General features: G+C 43.2%; 22 protein-coding genes. 19 read left to right on the plus strand and 3 right to left on the minus strand.

The window, feature by feature from the left end; all coding sequences use genetic code 11:
- Positions 1-86: 86 nt before the first annotated feature.
- From H4W00_RS04730 to lpxC, 12 genes are all read left to right on the plus strand, one after another.
- On the plus strand, positions 87-2,276 hold the full coding sequence (locus tag H4W00_RS04730) for an Lnb N-terminal periplasmic domain-containing protein (protein ID WP_209956467.1): 2,190 nt from the start codon (positions 87-89) through the stop codon (positions 2,274-2,276).
- Between the two features lie 236 nt (positions 2,277-2,512).
- Positions 2,513-3,352 (plus strand): SDR family oxidoreductase, encoded by an 840-nt coding sequence (locus tag H4W00_RS04735; protein WP_209956468.1) that lies wholly within the window; start codon positions 2,513-2,515, stop codon positions 3,350-3,352.
- A 264-nt stretch (positions 3,353-3,616) separates the two neighbouring features.
- Positions 3,617-4,585, plus strand: a complete 969-nt coding sequence (locus tag H4W00_RS04740) for a hypothetical protein (protein ID WP_209956469.1) — start codon at positions 3,617-3,619, stop codon at positions 4,583-4,585.
- A 62-nt stretch (positions 4,586-4,647) separates the two neighbouring features.
- Positions 4,648-5,370 carry an orotate phosphoribosyltransferase gene (gene pyrE / locus H4W00_RS04745; RefSeq protein WP_209956470.1) on the plus strand — a complete coding sequence of 241 codons (723 nt, stop codon included), beginning with the start codon at positions 4,648-4,650 and terminating at the stop codon, positions 5,368-5,370.
- A gap of 104 nt (positions 5,371-5,474) precedes the next feature.
- On the plus strand, positions 5,475-6,455 hold the full coding sequence (gene gshB, locus H4W00_RS04750) for a glutathione synthase (RefSeq protein ID WP_209956471.1): 981 nt from the start codon (positions 5,475-5,477) through the stop codon (positions 6,453-6,455).
- Between the two features lie 282 nt (positions 6,456-6,737).
- Entirely contained in the window at positions 6,738-7,823 is a 1,086-nt protein-coding gene (murG, locus tag H4W00_RS04755) for an undecaprenyldiphospho-muramoylpentapeptide beta-N-acetylglucosaminyltransferase (RefSeq protein ID WP_209956472.1), read from the plus strand.
- A 91-nt stretch (positions 7,824-7,914) separates the two neighbouring features.
- Entirely contained in the window at positions 7,915-9,387 is a 1,473-nt protein-coding gene (gene murC, locus H4W00_RS04760; RefSeq protein WP_209956473.1) for a UDP-N-acetylmuramate--L-alanine ligase, read from the plus strand.
- Positions 9,388-9,617: 230 nt separating this feature from the next.
- Entirely contained in the window at positions 9,618-10,724 is a 1,107-nt protein-coding gene (locus tag H4W00_RS04765; protein WP_334684874.1) for a D-alanine--D-alanine ligase, read from the plus strand.
- A 502-nt stretch (positions 10,725-11,226) separates the two neighbouring features.
- Positions 11,227-12,036 (plus strand): cell division protein FtsQ/DivIB, encoded by an 810-nt coding sequence (locus H4W00_RS04770; protein ID WP_209956474.1) that lies wholly within the window; start codon positions 11,227-11,229, stop codon positions 12,034-12,036.
- A 123-nt stretch (positions 12,037-12,159) separates the two neighbouring features.
- The gene (gene ftsA / locus H4W00_RS04775; protein ID WP_209956475.1) at positions 12,160-13,452 is read left to right on the plus strand and encodes a cell division protein FtsA; all 1,293 of its coding nucleotides are present in this window, start codon (positions 12,160-12,162) and stop codon (positions 13,450-13,452) included.
- 248 nt (positions 13,453-13,700) lie between these two features.
- Positions 13,701-14,888, plus strand: a complete 1,188-nt coding sequence (gene ftsZ, locus H4W00_RS04780; RefSeq protein ID WP_209956476.1) for a cell division protein FtsZ — start codon at positions 13,701-13,703, stop codon at positions 14,886-14,888.
- Positions 14,889-15,238: 350 nt separating this feature from the next.
- Positions 15,239-16,156, plus strand: a complete 918-nt coding sequence (lpxC, locus tag H4W00_RS04785; RefSeq protein WP_209956477.1) for a UDP-3-O-acyl-N-acetylglucosamine deacetylase — start codon at positions 15,239-15,241, stop codon at positions 16,154-16,156.
- 288 nt (positions 16,157-16,444) lie between these two features.
- On the opposite strand, the gene H4W00_RS04790 is transcribed toward lpxC, so the two are convergent.
- Positions 16,445-16,960: a hypothetical protein gene (locus H4W00_RS04790; protein WP_209956478.1), complete on the minus strand. Its 516-nt coding sequence runs from the start codon at positions 16,958-16,960 to the stop codon at positions 16,445-16,447.
- A 258-nt stretch (positions 16,961-17,218) separates the two neighbouring features.
- Between H4W00_RS04790 and H4W00_RS04795 the strand changes: the two genes are divergently transcribed.
- Positions 17,219-17,947, plus strand: a complete 729-nt coding sequence (locus tag H4W00_RS04795; RefSeq protein ID WP_209956479.1) for a CHAP domain-containing protein — start codon at positions 17,219-17,221, stop codon at positions 17,945-17,947.
- Positions 17,948-18,191: 244 nt separating this feature from the next.
- Here the strand turns inward: H4W00_RS04795 and H4W00_RS04800 are convergent, their stop codons facing one another.
- Together H4W00_RS04800 and H4W00_RS04805 are read right to left on the minus strand one after the other, a co-directional pair.
- On the minus strand, positions 18,192-19,028 hold the full coding sequence (locus tag H4W00_RS04800; RefSeq protein ID WP_209956480.1) for a hypothetical protein: 837 nt from the start codon (positions 19,026-19,028) through the stop codon (positions 18,192-18,194).
- A gap of 197 nt (positions 19,029-19,225) precedes the next feature.
- Positions 19,226-19,537 (minus strand): YhbY family RNA-binding protein, encoded by a 312-nt coding sequence (locus H4W00_RS04805; protein ID WP_209956481.1) that lies wholly within the window; start codon positions 19,535-19,537, stop codon positions 19,226-19,228.
- Positions 19,538-19,835: 298 nt separating this feature from the next.
- Here H4W00_RS04805 and H4W00_RS04810 point away from each other — a divergent pair, with 298 nt between their 5' ends.
- The 6 genes from H4W00_RS04810 (at position 19,836) to H4W00_RS04835 (ending at position 25,995) form a co-directional block, all read left to right on the plus strand.
- A complete protein-coding gene (locus H4W00_RS04810) occupies positions 19,836-20,468 on the plus strand; it encodes an RlmE family RNA methyltransferase (protein ID WP_209956482.1) in 633 nt (210 codons plus the stop codon).
- A 430-nt stretch (positions 20,469-20,898) separates the two neighbouring features.
- Positions 20,899-22,791, plus strand: coding sequence for an ATP-dependent zinc metalloprotease FtsH (ftsH, locus tag H4W00_RS04815; RefSeq protein WP_327192443.1), 1,893 nt, complete (start codon positions 20,899-20,901; stop codon positions 22,789-22,791).
- Between the two features lie 217 nt (positions 22,792-23,008).
- On the plus strand, positions 23,009-23,926 hold the full coding sequence (gene folP / locus H4W00_RS04820) for a dihydropteroate synthase (RefSeq protein ID WP_209956483.1): 918 nt from the start codon (positions 23,009-23,011) through the stop codon (positions 23,924-23,926).
- A 105-nt stretch (positions 23,927-24,031) separates the two neighbouring features.
- Positions 24,032-24,328: an FAD assembly factor SdhE gene (locus tag H4W00_RS04825; RefSeq protein ID WP_209956484.1), complete on the plus strand. Its 297-nt coding sequence runs from the start codon at positions 24,032-24,034 to the stop codon at positions 24,326-24,328.
- Between the two features lie 91 nt (positions 24,329-24,419).
- The gene (locus H4W00_RS04830; protein ID WP_209956485.1) at positions 24,420-24,890 is read left to right on the plus strand and encodes a hypothetical protein; all 471 of its coding nucleotides are present in this window, start codon (positions 24,420-24,422) and stop codon (positions 24,888-24,890) included.
- 364 nt (positions 24,891-25,254) lie between these two features.
- Positions 25,255-25,995 carry a YidB family protein gene (locus tag H4W00_RS04835; protein ID WP_209956486.1) on the plus strand — a complete coding sequence of 247 codons (741 nt, stop codon included), beginning with the start codon at positions 25,255-25,257 and terminating at the stop codon, positions 25,993-25,995.
- The last annotated feature ends 10 nt before the right edge of the window (positions 25,996-26,005 follow it).

Raw genomic sequence — 26,005 nt, forward strand, 5'->3', positions numbered from 1 at the left:
TTAATCAGTTTGTTAATCAGTTGGCGCTGTATAGTGTGCGTTTTTTATAATAAGCGTACAAATAATAAAGCGGGAGGTTTTATATTATGTTCATAAACTCTAAAATTTCTAACTCTATTGCTATAGATTGTACGCGAAGAGAAATAAGCTCGCGAGCGCGTTTGCCACTGGCTATTACCGGGCTACTCTTGACTGCGCAAGCACAGGCATTTTTACCCACACCGCTATCGATTGTGACCACGGGCGAGTTAGCACCTAGCTCACAGACAGCGGTAGCAATAAACCCACAGACTCCCATAGCATCGGCGCTTAGCCAAAATGATAGTAGCAGTGACAATAGTGTCAGTGCTAATAGTAATAACAATAATAACAACGATGCAACCTTAGTACAAAATGCTGAGGCTGAACAGTTACTGATGACATGGCGCCAACAAGTACAAGCAGACAACCTTGCACAGCACACCACATGGCGACGGTTACTGTATTTTCTTGACGATAAAAAAAGTCTTTTTGCTCAGGGTGAGTCTAAAAGTCTAGTCGATAATAAAAATTTCTTTTTGAGTGCGAATGGACAGCAAGATTCAGGTGCTGAGCTCGACGCCATGCTAGTCGCACTTACTAAAGAAGTGACCCTGTCTGCTGCAAAGAAAAATAGTAATAGCAAAATCCCAACGGTCTCTAATAACTCAGTATTGTGTCGTTTTCCCGCGCGGGTACAGTGGTTGACAGAACAATTACCAATTGATAACTCACGCCTGCAGGCTAAGTGTCCAGCGCTTGATAACTGGATGGCAACTCTAGCACCTGAGCAGCTGTCAGTTATGTTTGCCCAAGAGTATTTAGATAATCCGTTGTCCGCTTTTGCTCATACGCTATTGCGTATTGATTCAAAGACCAGTGCTGCTGATTCCAACCAAATTCATCATGCGTATGCACTTAACGATACCGTCGATGGTGACCCTGATGACAGCTTTGTAATCTATGCTATTAAGTCGATGACCGGCCGCTATAACAATAAGATAGAAATTGACCCTTATCCAAAAAAGCTGGCCAAATATCTGCAAGATGATGAGCGTGATGCGTGGACCTATCAGTTGGCATTGACCCCAGCGGAAGTACAACAAGTGATGTCTCATGTTTGGGAAACTAAAGAGTTGTCGTTGCCGTATTACTTCACCACTGATAATTGTGCTTCTGAAATTCTACGCTTAATTGATGTGGTGCGTCCCAAGAAACACTTATTAAGTCAGCTGCCTTATGCAGTTGTTCCCTCTGACGTTGTCCAATTACTCGCCGATGAAAAGCTCTTAGCAAATACTCGCTATACGCCAGCTGATAATACTCTTCGTCAAGCGCAGCTCAATGATGCCAAACAGTCTCGCAAGCAACTTAGTTATCGAAACACTGGGCAAGATACTTTTAATGACATTAAATCAGCACAAATTAATCCAGCTTCCAGTATATCAGCCGATGGACAATCGCTCCTGCCCATAACTATCGCTGTCGCTGATAATAATCCGTTAGACCGTCAATCTCTACAGAATGGTCATATTGGGGTTGGTCAGCGCGGTGATAACCGCTATATCGATGTTGGGTTGCGAGCGGGGTATCATGATAGCCTTGATCGCCCGACAGGCTTTCCTCAGTTTTTTAATTTAGAAGGGCTGGCGGCAACGCTACGCTTGTATGATACCGATGACCGCGATAATGCTCAGCAGCCAAGCAGTGTGGTCTTGCAGAATTTTACTTTAATCCGTGGCCGTTCCTTCAATCCAGTGAACTCGGCTAAAAAAGGTAAAACATGGGGTGTGAGTATTGAGGCAACTCGTGTTAATGACGGCTCACAACAAGACGGCACTGACCACTTGGTAGGCAGCATGACCTATGAGACTGGTAAGTCGTGGGCATTTGGCACACCGCGGGCGCAGACAGGTGAGATGCCACCGCAGCTATGCTATGCGTTAGCAACGGGTGCGACGCAAGCAGGACGCGGTATTAATAAAGGCGTTCGCGTTGGTGCAGGGGTAAATGCGGGTTGCCGCTATCAAATTAACAATCAGTTACGCGCGCAAGCTGAATTGCAATTGCCGTATTGGTATCATGGCGGTAGTGACGAGCCTGATGTTCGGGGTCATTATTGGCAGCCCGTTACCACCCTTGGGCTACAATATGATATTGATAAAAAACAAGCACTACGTCTTAATGCCAGCTATGACTGGCAAGATCGGGTCGATGCTAATGACGATATACAGCTTTCATATAGGCGTTATTTCTAATAGGCATTATTTCTAATAGGCGCTATTTCTAATAAGTGTTACTTTTAGGTAGTTTAAAATTGTTCTGAGTACTTTCAAATGAGGATATGAATGCTTAACCATTATTCTCAGTCATAACTATAACTATATTCTCAGTCATAATCATAACTACTAAAAAATAGCTAATAAAGTCAGCCACTAACAAAAAATATTTACGACTAAAAACCACTAAATATAATTATAACTAAGGATGATTTATGGCCACTCAGAAATTACTTATTATTGGTCAAGGCGATATTGGTCTACCAGTAACTAACATGCTTGCCCAAGATAATTTGCCAGTTACCGGACTTGCGCGTAGTGCACGTGAACATTACGCATTGGACGATAAAGCGGACTTTATGCAGGCTGATGCGTCGACGCTCACCGCCGAGCAGTTAAAAGCTTTTACTGGTATTGCTATTATCGTTACCCCTGACGAGTACTCAACCAGTGGCTATAACGACAGTTATTTGAGTATTTGTCAGCACCTAGCAACGCTTAGTGATACGTTAGAAACCCTTGAGCGGGTGGTGTTTATTTCTTCAACGGGTATTTATGGTCAAGACAACGGCGAATGGATTGATGAGTCTACCGCGCCTATTATGCCTAAGCGCGAAGCATCACGAGTGATACGTCAAGCAGAACAAGCGTTGCAACAAGGGTTCGGTGATAAGGCGATTATCATTCGCTCCAGTGGTATTTATGGGTGTGAGCGTTTGATGCGTCTACGTAAAGCTAAGGAAGGGCAAAAAGACCCCATTGCCGCCGAGAGCTGGAGCAATCGAATTATGGATCGCGATCTAGTAAATGTTATTACCAAAGTGTTAACGATTGAGGCACCGAAGCCCCTTTACATTGCCACGGATTATCTGCCAGTTACCACGCTTGAATTGACTACTTGGCTCAGTAAGCAGGTAGGAGAGACGCCACCAGAGGCTGATAATGAAAAAACGTCTGTGACTGGTAAGCGTTTACACAGCAATATTCCATTAGCTTGGCTCAATTATCCTGATTGGCAGGCCGGTTATCGTGATATCTTACAGCAGCAACAGTGAGACTAGGTAGTTAACAGCAAATAAAATGGATAGCTTGCTAGCCACACTTGTTAGCCACACTGCATCCATTTTAAAATGAATGGTCTATAGCGCAGTATTATCAGTCATCCTGATGCTGCTGTAATGTGGGTTGTTTTTTTGACTTTTACTTTATTAGTCCGATTTTTCAGTACTGCCTTTCAGCACTGCCTTTTAGCGCTACCTTTCAGCATTATCTTTTAAAGTTATGCTTTGATTATATATTTTATTGCCTATGGAGATTTCATGACCCAACCATTTACTTCTGACGATCGTTTATCTAACGCCCTCTTATTGTCAGGGCAGGGTAAAGGTGCAGAAGACAGCGTTGGGCAATTATCTAACCTGCCGGACACCGAGCAGCCTGCTATTGTGCATCCTAATTTTGATCCCAACCAAACGCCTATTGATCCTGCTCGTCCGCTGCAAGATATTCCGGAGCCGGCACGCCGCACTAACAGTCAATTGCGTCGTCTTTATGGTAAATCTGTGCATTTTTCTCAGCCGAATGAACATTCACTTTCTAAGTGGCGACTGATTGGTTCTGAGGCGTTGGCTGAGCATCTAGCGCTGCTCAGTGCGGCAAAGCTGATGACGTTGCCCGATAGCTTTTATCATAATTACAGCGACCAGCCATTATCATCTTCACTTGAATCCCTGACGCTACTAGATATGGCGGATATTCAGCGCGCGATTGGCCATTATCCTACTCTTAACCGTTATGGTTTTGTGGTATCTGAGAGCAAGGTTAATGCCAGAGCCCATAAACTGCAAAAAACAATTTATAGCCACGACCCTGATGAGCTGCTTAGTAGTATCTATGCTGATGATTGGCAAGTTGTTTTGCAGCCACAGCAGTTTGAAACGGGTGAGGGTAGTTTGGCAACCGATATTATGGCCTGTAGCGTAGCCGTTCATGTGCTAAAGCAATGCCAGACCCGTAAAAGCATCAATCATAGTTATAGCGCGGCACAAATTTGTGAGTACGTTCGCAGCTATCTGCTCAGCCAATTGTCTATAGCACCTATGCATCGCAATCAGTATCGACAAATCCGGCTCTTTGCAGGGCATATCATTGTTGCTGCTTATCATTTGGGTTGGAGTATTCAAGTGGGTGCCGACGAAGAGTGTCATTTTAATCTCTCATCACGTTGTGGTCTGCTGACTCGCTATGCCAATATGCCCGATTATCATATCAATGGTTGGTCAAGCTGAACAATAATGCGTACAATAATGCAAATTTTTGTTGATAAACTTTTTGTTTATAAGGACGCGTCATGCACACCGTTTCATTTTCATCTCAGAACTTTTCATCGCACGATTTTATTCAGTTAGCCTTAGATAACAAGGTGCTTAAGTTTGGCGATTTTGTTCTGAAGTCTGGACGTATTAGTCCTTATTTCTTTAATGCAGGCTTACTGGCGACCGGTGAAATGTTGTCACTATTGGCACGCGGTTATGCTGAAGCGTTAGCGGCGCAAATGGCTGTTAATAATGATGCTAGTGGCAATGATAAAAGCCTTTCTGATAATCAGGAGTTAGTTATTTTTGGTGCCGCCTACAAAGGCATTCCATTTGTCGCTGCAACTGCACAAGCGTTATGGCTACATCATGGTATCAATGCCAAATGGGGTTATAATCGTAAAGAAGTCAAAACCCATGGTGAAGGTGGTAATTTAGTCGGTGCCGATGTCAGCGGTAAGTCGGTATGGATACTTGATGACGTTATCACTGCGGGCACGGCTATGCGCGAAGTGGTCGATATTTTAGAGCAGGCAGGTGCCAGTGTGGCAGGTATCATCGTCGCCCTTGATCGTAAAGAAAAAGGCCAAGCGGAGTATTCTGCTATTCAAGAGCTGGCGACTAATCTACGTACACCAGTACGTGCGCTCGTTGATATGGATGATCTAATTGGTTATCTGGCCAATGAAAATAGCCAATATAAAAACCCTACCCAGCTTGCAAGAATGCAGCATTATCGTGCGCAGTATGGTGTATAACCTGCGACCAGATTTTAATATGTTGCCGGCATTTTTTCTATAAAGTGAATATCAATAACGACATCAATATTAATAACAACTCCATCAATTAAGCGAGTCTTATCATGAGCCAGTCGAACCTTAAACACCCTTTGTCCAGTCGCTCCTTGAAGATCTTAGTTATCATGGACCCTATCGAGCAGGTAAATTATAAAAAAGACACCAGCTTAGCGATGATGTGGGCCGCTCAAGATCGTGGGCATCAGTTGGGTTATTGCCAAATTCATGACTTATGGCTTGATCGCGGTCAGTTGATGATAGATTCACAATTGGTAACCGTGCAGCGTGATCCTGATAACTTCTATACGTTAGGCGATAAAGAGTCTGGTCCGGTTAGCGACTATGATGTGATCTTGATGCGTAAAGACCCACCGTTTGATATGCGCTTTGTTTATGCCACCTATATGCTTGATCATGCTAAGGCAGCAGGTGTGCTAGTGGTCAATGACCCACAAGCCATTCGCGATTGTAATGAGAAGTTATTTGCCACTTGGTTTAGCGATTACATGAGCCCAACGATTGTGACCAGTAAACAAGCACATATTCGTAAGTTTATCGCTGAGCAGCAGGATGTCATTGTGAAGCCGCTAGATGGCATGGGCGGCACCGGTATTTTTCGTCTGACTGCTGATAGCCCTAACATTGGAGTAACGTTGGAGATATTGACCGAACTTGGAACCTTACCAATTATGGCGCAGCGTTATTTGCCAGAGATTAAAGAAGGTGATAAGCGCGTATTGATTGTTGATGGGGTGGTAGTTGATTACTCTTTAGCGCGTATTCCAACCAAGGGCGAGACCCGTGGTAATTTAGCAGTAGGCGGCAGCGGAGTAGCAATGCCGCTCACCGATATTGAACGCCAAGTGGCACAAGTAGTCGCGCCAATTGTTAAAGAAAAGGGGTTGATGTTCGTAGGATTAGACTTGATTGGCGGACGTATCACAGAAATTAATGTCACCAGTCCCACTTGTGTACGTGAGATTGATGACCAGTGTGGTACTGATATTGCGACCGACCTCATAGTAGCGATAGAAGGGCGCTGCTAAAGATACATGGCGATAAATAAGGAAATGTAAGGCTATCAGCGGTGAGTATGAGAGGCTGCTTTTGTTGTCTGACAATACAGCCAGTTAATGAGCCTTTAATCCGTCATTAAGCCCATAAAATATTGTATATATTAGAATGAATTCCTCTATACTATGCGGGCTTTTAATGAGCGGCTCTTCTGTTACTATAATAACTTTATTGAGTTAAATAACCGTATCGCTATAAATAATAATGACCAACAAATATAGCTGACAGACAAAAGATATGAAAGGTAGGTATTAATGAAGACACCGCATATATTGATGATGGCCGCTGGTACGGGTGGGCACGTATTTCCAGCACTCGCAGTGGCCGAAGAGCTGACCCAGCGCGGTGCGGTCATTCATTGGCTTGGTACAGCAAACGGCATGGAAAATGGTTTAGTCGAACCAACCGGCTATACATTTCATGCTATTGCTATGCAAGGTTTACGAGGTAAGGGCATAGGTCGACTACTCAAAATGCCAGTGACCTTATTATCAGCGGTTATGGCCGTCATCAAAATTATTCGCAGTAACCAGATTGATATGGTGGTGGGTTTTGGTGGTTATGTGACTGCGCCTGGCGGTATTGCTGCGCGTATGACGGGCACACCGCTGATTATTCATGAGCAGAATGCGATTGCGGGTATGAGCAATCGCTATTTGGCTAAAATTGCTACCAAGGTATTGCAGGCTTTTGAACATACCTTTGCCAACAGTCAGCGTGATCGTAAACTTGAAACCGTTGGCAATCCAGTCCGTAATGCTATTACTGGAGTGGCCGCACCATCGGCTCGTTACGACATCATGAACCAATCGCCATTACGACTACTGGTGGTTGGTGGCTCATTGGGTGCGCAAGTGCTAAATGACACCGTTCCTAAAGCATTGGCCTTGCTAGACCAGCCATTTGAAGTGACGCATCAATGTGGGCGCAATAATGACGTGCAGACACAAGATGCTTATGATGGTGAAAATCTAAGCCAGCATAAAATCACCGTGCAGCCTTTTATCGATAATATGGCAGCCGCCTATAACTGGGCAGATATTATTGTCTGTCGCGCTGGCGCGTTGACCGTTACTGAAATTCAAAACGTTGGTATTGCCGCGATTTTTGTGCCGCTGCCAAGTGCGGTTGATGACCATCAAACTGCTAACGCTCGCACCCTAACATTATATGATGCGGCGATTTTATTACCGCAAACTGAGTTGACTCCTAAACGCTTAAGCGATGAGTTGGCAGCACTTGATAGAGGTAGCTGTTTAGATATGGCACAAAAAGGCCATGCGCTTGCCAATCGTAGCGCCACTCAGCAAGTTGCGGACCTTATTTGGCAAACGCTATAGCGCCATAGCTTGTGCCGTTATAAATGCTGTTTTCACTTGTTCATATTACATTTATGGGCATCTTATTAGCCCTTAATAAAGAGAAATTCTTATGTCCTCAACCGCTTCTGCTAGACCTTTATCTAATGCACCAACTAACAATGCTTTGCCTAAACGTCTGATTGAAATTCCAGAGATGCGCCGGATTCAGCATTTACATTTTGTGGGTATTGGTGGTTCAGGGATGTGCGGTATTGCTGAGGTGATGAATAATCAAGGTTATCAAGTTAGTGGTTCAGACATTACCGCAAGCCCAGTGACTCAGCGTTTGCAGGATATTGGCATAGAGATATTTATTGGTCATGATTCCAAAAACATTGCCAATGCCGATGTGGTGGTAGTGTCATCCGCAATTGATCGCAGTAACCCAGAAATCGAAGCAGCACTCAAAGCCCGTTTGCCGGTAGTGCGCCGCGCTGATATGCTTGGTGAGCTGATGCGTTATCGTCATGGTATCGCGGTTGCAGGTGCTCATGGCAAGACGACGACCACCAGTTTGCTAACGACTATGCTTGAAGAAGGGCAGTTAGATCCAACCTATGTGATTGGTGGTAAGCTTAATTCATCCGGCAAAAACGCAGCGCTGGGCAGCAGTCGTTTTTTGGTGGCAGAAGCAGATGAGTCCGATGCGTCATTTTTATCGTTACATCCGATGGCAGCAATTGTGACCAATATCGACCAAGACCATATGGAAACTTATGGCAATAGCTTTGAAAAGCTAAAAGCTGCGTATATTCAGTTTTTACAAAACATGCCGTTTTATGGTCTCGCCGTCGTTTGTGGTGATGATCCTGAACTGTATGCAATGATTGATGATATTGGTCGTCCGGTATTGACCTTTGGGCTTGAGACTTACAACGATGTACAAGCGATTGATGTGGTTAGCGAAGGCACCAAAACCCACTTTACCGTCTTGCGTCGCGACCACGAGCCATTAGCACTTACGATGAATATTCCTGGTATTCATAACGTTTATAATGCACTGGCAGCTATCACCATGGCAACCGACGAGGGTGTCGACGATGAGGCCATTAAGCGCGCGCTACAAAAGTTTGAGGGCGTGGGTCGTCGCTTTGAGCAGCATGATGCGGTGGCCATTGATGATGGTGATGTACTGTTAGTTGATGATTATGGCCATCATCCTAGAGAAGTTGATGCGACCATCAAAGCGGCGCGTCAAAGTTTCCCCGACCGCCGTTTGGTTATGCTGTTTCAGCCGCACCGCTATAGCCGTACTCGCGACTGCTTCGATGATTTTGTCGAAGTGCTGTCAAGTGTCGATGAGCTATTATTGTTAGACGTCTATTCAGCTGGTGAGAGCCCGATTGCTGGTGCAGATACCAAGTCACTGGCACGCAGTATTCGCTTGCGAGGCTCAGTTGAACCTACGGTCATTGATAAAAGTAATATTGCGCCAGTTATGCAGCGGCTATTAAAAGCGAATGACCTGCTTCTCACTCAGGGAGCGGGTAATATAGGTCAAATTGCGCTGGAATTAGTCGCTAACAACTTATATCTCAAATAACACCAATCCCAAAAAATGAGCCGGTATTTTTAGACTCGTTAAGCCTACTCATGTAGTGCTGACGCCGGTCTTCCTCGTTGTCTCCGTTTTTTTGGAAGGTTATCACTGCTTATAGATTTTTACTTATTGCAGCGTGTTATCTACCATGAAGTTATTCATTACTTGATAACATGACGCCTATTAACAAGGTGTTAAGCCAAGTATCAATAAAAATATTAGGAACTATCGTCATGACTAGCAACGCCAGTAATAATACTCATATCGACAATTTCAATGAGACTATTAATAACAATCAAGATTTGGACACGGTTAATATTATTAATCCAGAACCGGCATTGGCCGCTGCTGCTCAAACTGAACAGAATAATAATAAAATAATCAGCGACCAGAATGTGGAAGATACCATACTAGCGTCGGCCACAGCGTTAGACGCCAGCGTGTTTGGTAAGGTAGCGGTCATTTATGGTGGTAATAGCAATGAGCGTAGCGTCTCCTTAGATAGTGGGGCAGCGGTATTACAGGCGCTACAAAACCAAGGTATTAACGCCACGCATTATGATCCTAAATATCAAGATATTACCGAGCTGCGCGGTTACGATCGGGTATTTAATGTGTTACATGGGCGCGGCGGTGAAGACGGCCTGCTACAAGGGGTGTTGCAATGGTTGGGTATTCCGCAGACAGGCTCAGGTATTTTGGCATCAGCGCTTAGTATGGATAAAGTACGTACCAAGCAGTTGTGGCAAGGTTGCGGCTTATCGACTGCGCCGTTTTCCTTGCTTACCGCCGACACTGACTGGCAGCAAGTGGTTAATATGTTGGGGCTGCCATTAATTATTAAACCAGTACACGAGGGTTCAAGTATCGGTATGACTAAGGTTAATCACCTTGATGAGCTCCCCGCAGCTTACGCAACCGCTGTTCAATGCGGTGATGCGGTGATGGCTGAGCGCTGGATTACTGGGCGCGAATTTACCATCGTTATAGTTGATGACGAAGCTTATCCGGTTATTCGTCTGGAACCGGCTGATATTACCAACTTTTATGATTTTGAAGCAAAATATAATCGTGATGATACTAGCTATTATATTCCTTGCGGTTTAAGCGCTGCTGAAGAAAATCATTTACAAGAACTGAGTCTTTCGGCCTTCCGTGCTGTTGACGCGAAGGGTTGGGGACGGGTCGACGCCATGCAAGATGCAACCGGCAATTTTTGGCTGCTAGAAATCAATACGGTGCCGGGTATGACCAGCCACAGTCTAGTGCCTATGGCCGCCAAGGCTCGGGGTATGGATTTTGATACCCTTTGCGTTCATATCTTAGCGCAGACCCTGTAATAAGCTCACTTATTTACCGTACTGAATTCATTAGATTTGTGGCTATGACCGTATTTAGACAGCACAAAATACGGTAGAATACTGATAAGATCAGTATTATGAGAACCAATGATAAAGGCTTAAAAACTGGTTTTTCTATGAACCAAAATGGCCTTTAATGTATAGCAAGCCCTGCTGCAGCATAGCGTCATGTAAACTTGTGTAAATTCGTTAGTGATAGTAGGGGTTAGGCTATTGTTTGACCACAAAATACGTTAATATTGCAAGTAGTAGTCTAATATGACGATATTTGTATCGATTTATAAGCCTTTCTTATAAGACGGTATGCAGGAAATGACAATCACCCCCGTTTCTCAGATTAACTGACTTACTGTACGATATTAGGTCATAAACGATTAAATAAAAAATAGTAGCACGATAATAGCGTCTGGCAAAAATAAGCAGACAGACACAAGCAGACAGCCTCTATTAGATACAGGCAAATATAGGAATGAAGGTCATTATGGCTCAAACTGTCAACGACGTAACTGACTTGATGAGTGATAAGAGCCGTCGTTCGAAAGCCAGTTCCCCAATACCAACTGCCATTAAATACTTCTTTATGATGTTGATGTTGGCAATGTTGTTATTAATATTAACGATGGGCGGTAAAGCGTTACGTGATGCACCTCCTGCTGCTATCCATGTCAGCACTCAAGGACTGACCTCTGTACAATATCAGGCGCTACAAAAGGTCATGAGCCAGCAGAAAGTCAGTAGCTTTTTTACCTCTGATTTACAAGTGCTAAGAGACATTACTATTAGTCTTGCTTGGGTCGACCAGGTTAGTATAACCCGTGATTGGCAGCGTGGAATAGTGGTGAACGCTTTACCAAAGCAGGCAGTCGCTAATTTTGGTACCGAGCGTTTGGTCGATGCTAAAGGAGCCGTATTTGTACCTGCAGACAGCCGAGAGCTGACGCAAGATAAGTTTGCCACGTTACAAGGTGAGATGACGCAAGCACCGGTTATCATGCAGCAAATGCAGCAAATCAATGGCTGGTACGCACCACTTAATATGCGGGTTGAAGATATTATTTTATCACCCCGGATGACCTGGTTGATTCGCTTTGATAATGGGCTTCGTGTTATTGTTGATAATGAAAACACGGCCCAGAAATTGCTAAGCTTAAGTCAGCTACTCGGTAATCAATTAAGTGCCCGCCGTGATAATATACAATCGATAGACTTACGCTATAAAAACGGCTTTACTATTGCGTGGAATGTCGAAGAGTTACCAGCAGAAACATCCAATGAGCCGCCAGCACTATAGTTTATTTTGATAATTTAATATAAAAATTTAGCGTATAACATTACCGCGTTCTTATAGCGTTTTTTTAATAATTTAATAGGGGTGCTATTTAATCCTTTATTTAGTGATAATTTGTTTGGTAACATGAAAAATACTGAAAATCTGGTTGTTGTTCATTTAAGTGCCACGGCAGTTCATGTGGTTATTGGTAGCGTTGTCTCTGCAAAAGACATCCGTATTATGGGTGTTGGACGAGTTAAAAATAGTGACTTTTACCAAGGTCAAATCAAACATCGCGAACGTTTGCAAAGTGCGATTAGGCAAGCTATTCAAGAGGCGGAAGATACAGCGAACTGTCGAGTGCATAGCGTATGGTTGACCATAGCAACGCCTGAATTGTCTAGCAAAAATAGCGCGGGTCATGTCGACGTAGAGGATGAGGTAGTCCGTGCTCAAGACATGGTTCAGGCTTTAGCCAATGCCAAATCGCAAGACTTACCCTCTAATTACTACTTGATGCATTGCTGTCAGCAGGGTATTTATATCGACGATCAAGAATTCATCGTCGATGATGCGATTGAAATGGTAGCGCATAACATCACCGTAATGTATCACATGATGATGTTGCCCGTCGTTAGTCGTCAAAATATCCAAAAACTATTACAAAGCTGCGATGTCGGAATCGATCATATCGTTTTTGATGCGGTAACTAGCGCTGAGTATAGTCTTATGGCAGAGGAACGTCAGCAGGGTGTTTGCTTAGTGGATATTGGCGCTAGTAGCACCAGTATTTGTGTCTATAAAGAGAACAAACTGATATTCACCCACTGTGTAGCGATGGGCAGCCATGAAGTGACGATGGATATCTCAGCGGATATTGGTATATCGATGATAGAAGCTGAGAAACTCAAAAAGTCTCATGGCACCGTTGATGTGCATAGCCTAGATCCTAGCGCATTTTTTGTCTTTAAACCCCAAGGTTTAAGCGACGAAATCAATGTTAATGTGTATAACCTAGCAAGAATCATTGAAGCGCGTTATATCAGTATTTTCACTGAGGTCGCCCGTCAACTGCACGAGGCCGATCTACTGGGTTACATTAATCGTGGCATCGTACTTACAGGTGGCGGTAGCACCATTAAAGGCATGGTACCGTTTGCCAAAAAACTGCTTAAGATGCCTATAGTATTGACGAATACTCACCCTGATATCAGTGCTTATAACCATTTTGATAATGACGAATCGTTTAAGCAGCTTAACACTCAAGTTAACGACCGTGCCTATTATACGGCTTTTGGTACGTTACTATATAGTCAAAGCGAGCAGTTCAGGCATAGCGAACAAAGCGAGCCTGAAGCCATTCAAAAAAGTAGAGTAAAAAATGTGTTTCAAGGTGCTGGGCAGCGCTTTACGCGTGTGCTCAAAAAAATACTGTAAAAATATCTCAAAAAATGTATTGATAGTCAACGCACATACTTTATAAAATGCGCTCATGTTATAGCATTTGGACTCTAAAGTAATGTTACAAGCAACAATAACACATTCATATTTAGGTCTAAAATATACTGCTTAGGCCGAAACCTTATTTTTTTTAAACACTTTTATATAGTAAGTCGATAGTACGCCATGCGAGTCCGTTACCACGTATCAATCATCACGCTATCTGCAACTGGAGAACCTTTTTTATGTCAAAATATACTATGCCAGATGACAATCAACCTCTAAACAACGGTCAAGCTCGCTTCATCGTATTTGGTGTCGGCGGCGGCGGCGGTAATGCGGTTGAACACATGGTACAACAAGGTATTAAAGGCGTGACATTCGTCTGTGCCAATACTGACAAACAAGCCCTTGATCGTCTAACAGCGCCGCATAAATTACAATTAGGTGCAAAGAGTAATCGTGGTTTGGGTGCCGGTGCCAATCCAGAAGTGGGACGTGAGTCCGCCGAAAGCGAAGAAGAAGCTATCCGCGGCTTACTGGAAAATGCAGATATGGTCTTTATTACTGCCGGAATGGGTGGTGGTACCGGTACCGGTGCTGCTCCTGTGGTTGCGCGTATCGCTAAAGAGATGGAAGTATTGACTGTCGCAGTAGTGACCACGCCATTTAAATTTGAAGGTGGCAAACGCATTAAAGCGGCGAAGGCTGGTATTGAGCAACTGACTAACTTTGTTGACTCTATTATCACTATCCCGAATGACAAGCTAATGAGTGTCTACGGCAATCTATCAATGCAAGATGCCTTTAAAAAAGCAGATGATGTCCTCATGCATGCCGTGCAAGGTATTGCCGAAACTATCGCTCGTTCAGGTCTGGTGAATATTGACTTCAACGATATTCGTACCGCGATGACGGCTAAAGGGCATGCGATGATGGGTATTGGCCGTGCGAGTGGTGACGATCGCGCACGTGAAGCGACTGAAAAAGCTATCAAGTCACCATTACTTGATGACCTGCGTTTAGAGAATGCCAAAGGTCTGTTGGTTAACGTCATCTCTTCACAAAGTTTGTCGTTAGATGAGTTCAGTAAAATTAGTGAAATCGTTGAAGGTATTACTGATACTGATGATGCTAATATTTTCTATGGCTCAGTGGTTGATGAAGATATGGGTGATGAGTTACACGTTACTGTTATTGCTACAGGTTTGACCTTAGATGAATATGCAGAACCTGAGGCCCCGCAGCCAATTCCTTCTGTCACTAGTACGCAACCAGTTGATCCTAATCTGCACACCAGTGCTCTAAACAGTCAAAAGCAGTCACAAAATCAGCTGTATCAAGACAGTATCACTCGCTCGTCTACCCAAGAACACCCACAAACCAAAACCAATAGCATTCAAGACTATCTAAAACGTCAGCAAAATAAATAATTGAACGGTTTGAGTTGCCGCTCAAATTAATACCACTGTTGAGGTATCGTTATATGTTTATTACAAAGTAAATTATAACCACTCTGAGACACACTAAAAAAGTCCAGTGCCCAAGCACTGGATTTTTTGTTTATGGGCTTAAAGTGTTGCAAAATATAGCAATTAATCAATAATAATTTAATACCTTGCTGAGTTTTTAGCCTTTTAATTAGTAAATTTTATCAATAAATTGTCTGTGATGAGCTGCATCAATTAAAGAGATAAGAAAATTGCTGTCCTTTAACTATAGCGAATTTATAGCAAATAATGGTACACTGAGGAAATTGTAACAAGATATGTGGGAAACAGCCATGAACCAACGAACTATAAAAACAGCCATAGCCATCACAGGTATCGGTTTACATAGTGGTCAGCCTGTTGATCTAGAGTTTCATCCACAGCCCGTTGATACAGGTGTGATATTTGAGCGCTCTGATATTGAAGGCAGCTTACCGATTCCGGCTAGTGCTTTTCTGGTACAAGATACTATGATGTCATCGAATCTTGTTTTTGGTGGTACCCGCGTCGGTACGGTTGAACACTTACTTAGTGCCATTGCTGGTCTTGGTGTGGATAATTTATTGGTTCGTGTCTCTGCTAGTGAGATTCCGATTATGGATGGTAGTGCCTCACCATTTGTCGGCCTGCTACTACAAGCAGGCTTCGATGAACAAGATGCTTTGAAGAAGTTTTTGAGGATTGTTCGCCCTGTTCGCGTCAAAATAGACGATAAATGGGCAGAGCTGCGTCCCTATGAAGGATTTGAGCTAAACTTTGAAATTGACTTCGACCATCCTGCTATTAACAAAGATTATCAGCACGCACAGCTACAGTTTTCTACCCAAAACTTCATCGAACAACTGAGTGAAGCACGTACTTTTGGCTTTTTGCGTGATATTGAAGCACTACGTAAAAACAACTTAGCCTTAGGTGGTAGCATGGACAATGCTATTGTCATTGACGATGCTCGCATCTTAAACACTGAAGGTCTACGCTTTGCTGATGAGTTCGTTCGTCATAAAATTTTGGATGCGTTAGGGGACTTATATTTGATTGGCTATCCAATTTTAGGTCGCTTTAGTGCGTATAAGTCCGGTCATGCTTTAAATAACTTACTAGTGCGCGAGATTCTATCCGACGCAAGTAACTTTGAAATTGTAACTTTTGATGACAATGTAACCTGTCCTATCGAATATTTACCTTTGACAGGGTCAACGGTTGAGGGATGAATACACGAACATACACGATGTATCGCAACACTCACGTAAGATTACATGGTGTGCTGTAGTTATCGTGGTATTTACTGAAGAGTAATATGATATAGCTACCCTTAGCTATGTGGAAACCTAGAGAGTATAAGTACTTTAGGCCATAAAAAATCGTCTGCTTGTGACTTCCATATTTTGGATGCCACAAGCAGACGATTTTTTTTGTTTATAAAAAATGAAAATTTATGCCATGTTGGTCAGCTTTTCTTTAAAATTTTTACATAAGTTTACATTGTACGACGAGGATTTTCACTCATTTACTAAGCGCAAAAGTGCTTTTTGAAGGTTTTTATCAGTGGTGACATGGTTTGCAGCCTGTGCTATAGTCCGCTTTGTGTTCTGGCTAAGAGCCTGATTCTCATTGGCTTTACGAGACATTAATGCGGTCGGTAATAACGCTGATTTATCATTAGATAAACGGCTGTTAGCAGGAGTTTTTGCTATCACGACACGAATCTGCTTGAGTTGTTGAAATGTAATTGACTGCTCTGTTAACACCCGCAGATAAGCGTTTTGTAAGTAACGAATATGATTGGCCGCAGTCATTGAGCCCACACTGAGTGTTAATTGCTCAGCAGTTAGACCCACGACCCAACAGGTACTAAGGATTTCCTCAGGTAGACACTCTACCAGAAGCATTTTTACCTCATTGGTCGCCTGTGTATAGAGGCGCATATTATCAGCAAGAGTCTGTGGCAGTGCGCTACCTGCAAAAGCTTGATGATCGATAAGTTCAGCGAGCCGATTGGGCTGTTTTTTTGACATCGTAATGACTCATCTATTAGGTGGGAAAAGCAACCGTCACAACCAACATGCTCGGCGTCGATATATATAGGATGGATAGTAAGCAATTTACGAGGTGACTTAACGGGCGATGACGCTAATGTTAGCCACTGTAGACTAAAGAGTGAGCTGTGGTACTTAGGATTTTATCATGTTTATTTAATGATGTTGTCTTCTAAATTAATTGATACTTCGTCATGGATGACGAGCAATCTTGTATTAACAATAGGTAGTAAATTTATGAAACAAGCTTTATTAATTTTGTCAGTATTGGGAATGGGTATAGCACAGACAAGTGGTGCTGTCGAAACAACCTTTCAAGCGAATAATACCTTGACTCATACCATCACAAATATCTCTACTGCTGCAAACTACGGTTCTAGTCTCAATACTTATAAAAACAAAAGTGGTGCCCATGTCTATAGCAACGACGAAATCAGTCAAGCTATCGACAATCTAAGTGCCCATGCCAAACAAAAAGAATATCAGCTGGCATCATTGACTAGCCGTTTGTCTTACGAACAGCGCCAGCAACAAGCAAGCTTAGTACCGGATCGTAATTCAGCCCCTGCTATCGCTGCTGCTCGGGCCTCAAAAGTTGCTTTATCTGGAAGCTCTGGATATTGTGCTCGTTATGTACGTAAAGCGCTGCAATCGGCTGGTTACGAGTTTACACCCAACCCATCAGCATACCAGTATGCCTCTCGCGGCACGCTTGCAGGTGCAGGCTTTAGCAAAATAAGCAATGATATGCAGACCCAAGTGGGTGACGTTATCGTCTATGACCGTAGCTCAAAGCGTCCACACGGCCACATTCAGATTTTTGATGGTACAGACTGGGTGTCTGACTTCCGTCAAAACGGTATCAGTCCATATAGTGGTGTCTATGCTTATACCACATGGCGCGACTCACAATATGTTGACGACGCATCAGACCGTGGTATCTACCTTGCTATGGCTGATAAATAAAGTTTGACCAAGCAGCCGTTAGGTCTTAAATTTAAAGCATAAGTTTGAAGCATAGGTTTGAAGTACAATCTAAACTCAGTAATAGTCGTGACGACATTGCTGGGTTTTTTGCTTTTTGGATTATGAGTCTAAGCAAACGTAAATGCCGTGGTCGAAACCTCAACGCAGTCTATTTTTATGAATGGCGACTTATTATATTAACGCTACTTTATCAATAATTTTGATAAACGCTGTGTACCAGTGATTATTGCGCTAACGCAGCTTTATAATCAAAGGGCGACCAGTATTCACGCTGATGAAAGTCGGGCGGAGAGGCATGGCTAGACGCAAAATATAAAGCGAGCTCGCCAAACCACAAAATAACGCAAGGATGTAAACGTTCAATAGGTATCGGATCAATGATAGATGTCTGATTAGACAATTGAGCTAAGGATACCCCAAAGCCACGCTCATAAAAGCTTTTCCCATACTTATAGTGGCAGTTTGGTGTAAATATGCTCTTGGGTAAAATCGTGCTGACAGTGTTTAAACAAAGAGTAGGGGCTGGATTGAGCTTTGATATTACAAACTTCTTATTTTGTGAGGAGCTATCGGCCCAATCAATACGCGCGCGAGTCCTCCCATCTGTTCTTAATAGGGGATTCGGTGGTAGTGTCGACGGATTGCGATAGCTGTTAAATTGATACAGCGCATAACGGCCACTGGGGCTGGCATTAATCTCGATATAGTCAGTTGCTTGCCCATCCTCTATAACGCCATTGCCAATAGAGCTAATGTCTACTGCATTGGCAGTGCTTATACTCGTGGTCTGTATAAAACACTCAAGGCAGGTTTGCTCCCACAAATAGTCGCTAAAACCCACTTGAGCTGGTTGCCATGCTGGCCAGTTTAATTGGGCTGCCAAACAAGGGTGTGGTAGCTCGATTTGATAGGTTAGCCATAAATAGGGCTTTGGCTGTCGAACAATGATGGCGACAACATACACACGGATACGTTGTAACAGTGCTATAGTCACGCCCAGCTGTTGTGCATTAATAGCTATCGATTCAGTCGCTAAGCGTAAGTTAAAAGTTTGGCTCATGATTTGGTTTCATAATAAATAGCTAATATTAAGATACAAGCTGGTGGTTACCATAGCCTCTATGACACAGATATCGATAGAGTGAATCATATAGCGGACAACACAAAAGCCGCGAGCAATAACGCGTCGCGGCTTTTGTACGTTACCATGTTTACTGCTCTACATTGTATTGCCTAGCTCGAAATGAGGACAATAAGCTACTGCGCGTGGCGCACCAAGTTTGATAGCTTAGGGTTAGCATTGGGGTTTTTGCGCAGTAACAATGCCATACGGCCGATGGTATGAATGATATTAGCCTTAGCAGTTGCTGCAAGCTCAGCGCTGACGACATCACGATCGTGCTTACTACCTGCGGGTAGTTTTACTTTGATTAATTCGTGATCGGTTAAAGCACGATCAATCTCTTCAGTAATGGCAGGGGTAATGCCATTATTGCCAATCATGACAACGGGCTTGAGCTCATGACCAATGCCTTTTAGGCGTTTAATCGTAGCGTTATCGAGTTCCATAAAATTCCTAAATGTTAATAAAAATAAAAAACAGTATTATTAATAAAGTTAATAATCATTATAAATAATATGTGCCCATCTTGCATGAAATCAGCAGGATTTTGCACGATTTTACGTAATGAAAATGTTAAACTGAATATAGTGTCGTATTATAAACGCTACTGTCCTATAAAGCAGTTATTAAACCAATAGAATTTAGACCGTCAGATAAAATAGTTGATAACTAACCTCATTGATAGACGATATAAAGATTAAGAAGTAACGTATAAAGCGTTGTAAAATAATAGGAGCAGGTATTTTGGCCACGCGTATTGAAAACAAAAATTTGTCAAAGAGTAGCCGTGTTTGGATGAAAGAGCATATTGACGACCATTATGTGAAGCAGGCTCAAAAGGACGGCTATCGCGCGCGCGCGGCTTATAAACTGTTAGAGATGAATGAAAAAACCAAGCTGATACGCCCGGGTATGATTGTGGTTGATTTAGGTAGTGCTCCGGGTAGCTGGTCTCAAGTAGCAGGACAGATGGTGGGTGAAAGCGGTACCATAATTGCCTCGGATATTTTACCGATGGATAAGCTAGCAGACGTGACTTTTATTCAAGGCGACTTTCGGGAAGCAGAAATATTCGACAGTATCATGGCAGAGGTCGGCGATCGGCAAGTAGATGTGGTACTGTCTGACATGGCACCTAATACTGCAGGTAATAGTGCTGTGGATCAGCCACGTATGATGTATCTGTGCGAACTTGCTGTGGACTTTGCTTTGGCTACCTTACCAGAAGGCGGCGCATTGATTATGAAAGTATTTCAGGGTGAAGGGTCACAAGAGTTGCGTAAACAGATGCAACCTAAATTTAGTAAAATTCGTAGTATTAAACCAGCTGCCTCACGGGCACGATCAAAAGAGATGTTTTGGATTGCGACTAAATAGTCTGTTACTTCAATAGGTTAAGTCGATTATATGCTTTATAATAAGTTAAGATAAATGGGCTTATGACGGTATAAAAATCGCTACAATTGTTAACTGAATAAAGGCAGATCCTGCTTGAATTATTCAGGATAGAACCACATATCATTGTATATCAACTTTGTTTCAAGTATTTTTTAAACAAAGTCGTCTGATAATAAGCGTTTCACACGTTCAGGTGCCTACTAATTAGTTTACAGATTATTAATATTCGTTATGTTCTAACAACAGACGCATTGCTACTTTTATAGAATTGACGTCGAAACAGTTGGAATGGTAATAATGAATTAAGCGGTAAATATAAATAGTAAGCTGCCTTCAGAGCGTGAGAAGTACGCTTATAGATGTCACGTGTTTATTAAACACACCAATAAGTAAGGGATGGGAATAACTAGTGAGCGACATGGTGAAAAATACCTTATTGTGGCTGGTGGTAATCGGCGTTTTAGTGTTGGTGTTTAGCGGCTTTGATCAATCTACAGAGCCGGATAGCCTTAACTACTCTGAATTTGTGACCGCTGTGTCAGAAAGTCAGGTAGCCAGCATTGAAATTGACGGCGAGCAGATCACCGGCGAGAAGAAAAATGGCTCAGCATTTGAGACCATTAGACCAGCTGTGTCCGACGACCAGCTGATGCCCTTACTGCGTGAGAACCAAGTCAATATCGAAGGAACGGCGCCTAAACGTCAAAGCGTGCTGATGCAGCTATTGATTGCTAGCTTCCCCATCCTGCTGATTATTGGTCTATTCTTATTCTTTATGCGTAATATGCAAGGTGGCGCCGGTGGGAAAGGCGGTGGCCCGATGAGCTTTGGTAAATCAAAAGCTAAGATGCTGACTGAAGATCAAATCAAGGTTAGCTTCAACGATGTTGCGGGCTGTGAAGAAGCCAAAGAGGAGGTGGTGGAAGTTGTCGAGTTCTTACGTGATCCGGATAGGTTCACCAAACTAGGGGCGACAATTCCACGCGGTATCCTGATGGTAGGTCCACCTGGTACTGGTAAAACGCTATTAGCGAGAGCCATTGCTGGTGAAGCCAAAGTACCCTTCTTCTCGATCTCAGGTTCTGATTTTGTCGAAATGTTCGTGGGTGTCGGTGCCTCACGGGTACGCGATATGTTCGAACAAGCCAAGAAGAGTGCGCCTTGTATTATCTTTATCGATGAGATTGATGCGGTCGGCCGTCATCGTGGCTCTGGTACCGGCGGTGGTAACGATGAGCGTGAACAGACACTCAACCAGCTACTGGTCGAAATGGATGGTTTTGAAGGCAATGAAGGCGTTATCGTCATTGCCGCAACCAACCGCGCTGACGTTCTTGATAAAGCACTCCTACGTCCCGGTCGTTTTGACCGTCAGGTACAAGTAGGTTTGCCAGATATTAAAGGTCGTGAGCAAATTCTAAAAGTGCATTTGAGAAAGCTACCGAATACTACAGGGGTTGATTCTAATTCACTGGCTCGTGGTACTCCTGGCTTTACTGGTGCGCAATTGGCCAACCTTGTTAACGAAGCGGCACTTTTTGCGGCACGTCGTAACAAGAGAAGCGTCGATATGAATGACTTTGAAGATGCAAAAGATAAGCTCTACATGGGTCCTGAACGTAAATCCATGGTAATACGGGAAGAAGAACGCCGTGCTACCGCTTATCATGAGTCAGGCCATGCTCTAGTTGCTGAGCTACTACCGGGTACTGATCCGGTGCATAAAGTCACTATCATGCCACGCGGATTTGCTCTTGGTGTAACCTGGCAGTTGCCTGAGCATGATCAGACCAGTCTTTATAAGTCAAAAATGCTTAGCGATCTCGCCATCTTATTTGGTGGCCGTATTGCAGAAGAAGTCTTTATTAATCAGATGTCGACAGGCGCTTCTAATGACTTTGAACGAGCGACTAAAATGGCCCGCGCCATGGTTACTAAATATGGTATGTCTGATGCGCTAGGTATCATGGTCTATGAAGATGACGATAGCTCACAAGGTTACTTTGGTGGCAGTCGTACTATCTCAGAAGCCACTCAGCAAAAGGTCGATGAAGAAGTCCGCCGGATGTTAGAGGAGCAATACGATATCGCGCGTGAGCTGATTGAAGGCAATCAAGATAAAGTGCATGCGATGGTCGATGCCTTGATGAAATGGGAAACCCTTGACCGTGATCAATTGCAAGACATCTTGGCAGGTGAAGCGCCACGTCCACCGAAAGTTTATCAGCATACAGAAGTAAACTTATCGAAAAACGATATTAAAACATCTGGTTCAACACCACCACCATTGCCAGCTATGTAGTAGCAGAAGATAACGTAACATGTCTGATAAAAAGCCCTTTTCGTAAAGGGCTTTTTTATGGTCATTATTTTATAGTCATTACTTTATTGCTACTATTTTAGTATGAGGCAGATTTTAGGATGTCATAAGTTTAGGACAGGATAAGGTTTACTGATATGATGAGCTAAGAGAGTTCTACAATATTATCTATAAATTATTTAATCATAATGGATTATCTATGTCGTTATTTCGCCCTTTACCTGCTTATACCTTGACCAGCCGTGGCAAAGCCTTAGATTTATCTCAGCCACGTATTATGGGTATTTTGAATGTAACTCCAGATTCGTTTTCGGATGGGGGACAGTTTAATGCGCTTGATAAAGCCGTTAGCCATTGCCAGCAGATGTTAGCTGCGGGCGCGGCGATTATTGATATTGGCGGTGAGTCTACGCGTCCAAATGCTACAGCCGTGACGACTACCGAAGAAATTCAACGTGTCATTCCAGTGGTCCAAGCGATTCGGCAACAACTTGGTGATGAGGTCTGGCTATCTATTGATACCAGTAATCCTGAAGTTATCCAGGCTGCATTTGCGGCGGGCGCTGATATGTGGAACGATGTGCGAGCACTTAAGCGTGATGGCGCGGTAGCAATGGCGGCTAAACTTGATATACCAGTGATGTTGATGCATATGCGCGGTGAGCCGACCACCATGAATAATTTGGCACAGTATGATGATGTGATCAGCGAAGTCAGTAATGAGCTCGCCAGCCGTGTTGCTGAAGTTACCCGCTTCGGTGTCAAGCATGACAAAATAGTTATTGACCCGGGCTTTGGCTTTGCTAAGAACTATGAGCATCATTGTGCACTATTAACCCAGCTCAATAGCTTGCAAGCCCTTAATTTACCTATAATGTTCGGTATTTCACGTAAGCGTTTTTTAGCAGAAGTGCTCACCAATAGCGGTGTGCCAGCAGTGGCAAACAATAAAGCATCAGAACGGGATGCTGCGGGTGCTGCTGCTGGGCTGTTTGCGCTACAGCAAGGAGCCTGTATTATCCGTAGCCATAATGTCCCTATGACGCAGCAAGCGCTGGCATTATGGTACCAGTTATCATTATACGAGCAGGGTATAAACGACGTATCAACAATGTGACAATTAAGATGTAACACGCACTACCCAAACCTATTGTTGATAGTCTGCTATAGCAAGACTTTATATGCCAATTCAAAACTAACTTTAACTAATGAGCCTACCTTTATGACTACAACAACTCAGCCACCAGCCATTCAGCCAGAACCGACTAACGAGCAGCGCCGTGTTACTTATCAAGCTCGCCGTGGATTGAAGGAATTGGATTTTTATATTGGTCCATACGTAAAAGAGCTATATTTGACCGCTGATCCTACCGAGCAAGAAACTTTTGCACAGATGCTGACTCATGAAGATCCTGACTTACTAGATTATTTTACTAATCAGAGTCAGCCTGAGGATGAAGCGATATGGATACTAGTCAATAAGATTAAAACTTGGCGCCATACCAAAGACCTGCTGTAGTCATTTATCCCATCGCTATAAAAAATAAATGATAACCATCAGCCGCTTCCCTAACCTCTAGCCAGCGAGCGGATTCTGCAGTGTTAAAAATATGACACAGGACACGATACAGGCAGTATCGCTACGTATTGATACTGCGATTAAACAGTCAAGTCATTTACGGCTGCTGCTATATGGCAGTCTAGCCGGCGCACTGCTGCTGTTGGCGTGGCTTGCCTCATTATTTTTATGGCAATACATATTGTTACTAATAATAAGTATAGTAATAGCAGGTTATTTAGCATTGTCACGACCTATTTTGTTACACCTAAGTCAGCCACCGCTTCATCAGCGTATCGATCGAAATTGGCAACTGCTTATGCGTACAAAGCGTAGTGATGAGCTATGGCAAGCTGGATTGGCGACTGTGCATCGTTATGATTCGCTAATAAACTTTAAGTTCATAGTCGTTGAGCCTCGTCAGCGCACTCTATCGGTGACTATATTTCGTGATCAAGTCAACACTGAACAATGGCGAGAACTACAAGTTTTAGCCAATGTCTTCCCTACAAAAACGACTTAAGTACTGTCTCTTAAACGCTATCTCCTAAATACTGTCTCTTAAGCATTGTCTCCTAAATACTATTTATAGCGTGATTGTCTATACGATTATGATCTACAACCTAATAGTTCATAACGCAATGCGTCACGACCTACACCGCAATAATCTATCCTTCATTATTAAAATTGATTTTATTCTATATGTGCTAACGAAGTCCTACATGCCATAACAAAATAGCTATCTAAATAGTAAAAGGTATTTGCTATATTTAGGTAAAGTTATAAGCCCATTTATCGCCTGCACGGCAGTGGCTACAGGTAGGAATAAAAATCATAAGAATAAAGGTTTAAGACAATCAACGATATGATAATAAAAGGATCAGGTTATGAGTTTATTAGGAAATCTAGTGTCACAAGTGGCGCGCAGTGCCATTGATTCAGAAGATGCCCAGCGTAATCCTATTAATCAGCGTATTACCCCACGTCGTACTGGCGGGTTGGGTGATATCTTAGGTGGGGTATTAACAGGGAGCCGTAATCAGCCACGCGATTACAATCCGCAGCAATATGACCGTCAAGCCGATAATGGTTTCGGCCTGGATGACATTTTGGGCGGTCTGATTGCTGGCAACAGTAGTGGCAATAGTGATGGCAACCAACGCGGCAGCATAAGTGCAGGTAGTGGTGGATTAGGTGATATTTTAGGTAGCGTATTGGGTGGTCAGGGTAATAAGGGCGGCTTTGGTGGTAAAGGAATGTTAGTTGCCGCCCTTATGCCAATGGTACTGAGTTGGATTCAGCGTAATGGGGGTTTGAGCGGTGCGTTATCAAAAATAATAGGGCTGGGTTATGACAATCAAGCGCGATCTTGGATGAGCAATCAGGAGTTAAATGACAATCTCGACCCTAATGAGATCAATCGCCTGTTTGATGAACAAGAAATTCAACAAGTAGCGGCTCATACCGGTGCTAATGAGATGGAAGTGCGTCAAGGTCTCTCTGAACTACTCCCTGAAGTCATGAATCAGTTGACACCTCAGGGTAACTTGGATAATGAAACTGAGGCTAATCAAGAAATTGATCAAATCATCAGCCAATTATCTAGCCGTCTAGGTACGCTAAAGTAAACGACTATTA

This window comes from Psychrobacter sp. PL19 (assembly GCF_017875835.1).
GTDB lineage: Bacteria > Pseudomonadota > Gammaproteobacteria > Pseudomonadales > Moraxellaceae > Psychrobacter.

Bases quoted from the DNA above. Each gene is read 5' to 3' on its own strand.
- H4W00_RS04730 (WP_209956467.1), top strand. From the start codon at position 87: ATGTTCATAAACTCTAAAATTTCTAACTCTATTGCTATAGATTGTACG.
- H4W00_RS04735 (WP_209956468.1), top strand. From the start codon at position 2,513: ATGGCCACTCAGAAATTACTTATTATTGGTCAAGGCGATATTGGTCTA.
- H4W00_RS04740 (WP_209956469.1), top strand. From the start codon at position 3,617: ATGACCCAACCATTTACTTCTGACGATCGTTTATCTAACGCCCTCTTA.
- pyrE (WP_209956470.1), top strand. From the start codon at position 4,648: ATGCACACCGTTTCATTTTCATCTCAGAACTTTTCATCGCACGATTTT.
- gshB (WP_209956471.1), top strand. From the start codon at position 5,475: ATGAGCCAGTCGAACCTTAAACACCCTTTGTCCAGTCGCTCCTTGAAG.
- murG (WP_209956472.1), top strand. From the start codon at position 6,738: ATGAAGACACCGCATATATTGATGATGGCCGCTGGTACGGGTGGGCAC.
- murC (WP_209956473.1), top strand. From the start codon at position 7,915: ATGTCCTCAACCGCTTCTGCTAGACCTTTATCTAATGCACCAACTAAC.
- H4W00_RS04765 (WP_334684874.1), top strand. From the start codon at position 9,618: ATGACTAGCAACGCCAGTAATAATACTCATATCGACAATTTCAATGAG.
- H4W00_RS04770 (WP_209956474.1), top strand. From the start codon at position 11,227: ATGGCTCAAACTGTCAACGACGTAACTGACTTGATGAGTGATAAGAGC.
- ftsA (WP_209956475.1), top strand. From the start codon at position 12,160: ATGAAAAATACTGAAAATCTGGTTGTTGTTCATTTAAGTGCCACGGCA.
- ftsZ (WP_209956476.1), top strand. From the start codon at position 13,701: ATGTCAAAATATACTATGCCAGATGACAATCAACCTCTAAACAACGGT.
- lpxC (WP_209956477.1), top strand. From the start codon at position 15,239: ATGAACCAACGAACTATAAAAACAGCCATAGCCATCACAGGTATCGGT.
- H4W00_RS04790 (WP_209956478.1), bottom strand. From the start codon at position 16,960: ATGTCAAAAAAACAGCCCAATCGGCTCGCTGAACTTATCGATCATCAA.
- H4W00_RS04795 (WP_209956479.1), top strand. From the start codon at position 17,219: ATGAAACAAGCTTTATTAATTTTGTCAGTATTGGGAATGGGTATAGCA.
- H4W00_RS04800 (WP_209956480.1), bottom strand. From the start codon at position 19,028: ATGAGCCAAACTTTTAACTTACGCTTAGCGACTGAATCGATAGCTATT.
- H4W00_RS04805 (WP_209956481.1), bottom strand. From the start codon at position 19,537: ATGGAACTCGATAACGCTACGATTAAACGCCTAAAAGGCATTGGTCAT.
- folP (WP_209956483.1), top strand. From the start codon at position 23,009: ATGTCGTTATTTCGCCCTTTACCTGCTTATACCTTGACCAGCCGTGGC.
- H4W00_RS04825 (WP_209956484.1), top strand. From the start codon at position 24,032: ATGACTACAACAACTCAGCCACCAGCCATTCAGCCAGAACCGACTAAC.
- H4W00_RS04830 (WP_209956485.1), top strand. From the start codon at position 24,420: ATGACACAGGACACGATACAGGCAGTATCGCTACGTATTGATACTGCG.
- H4W00_RS04835 (WP_209956486.1), top strand. From the start codon at position 25,255: ATGAGTTTATTAGGAAATCTAGTGTCACAAGTGGCGCGCAGTGCCATT.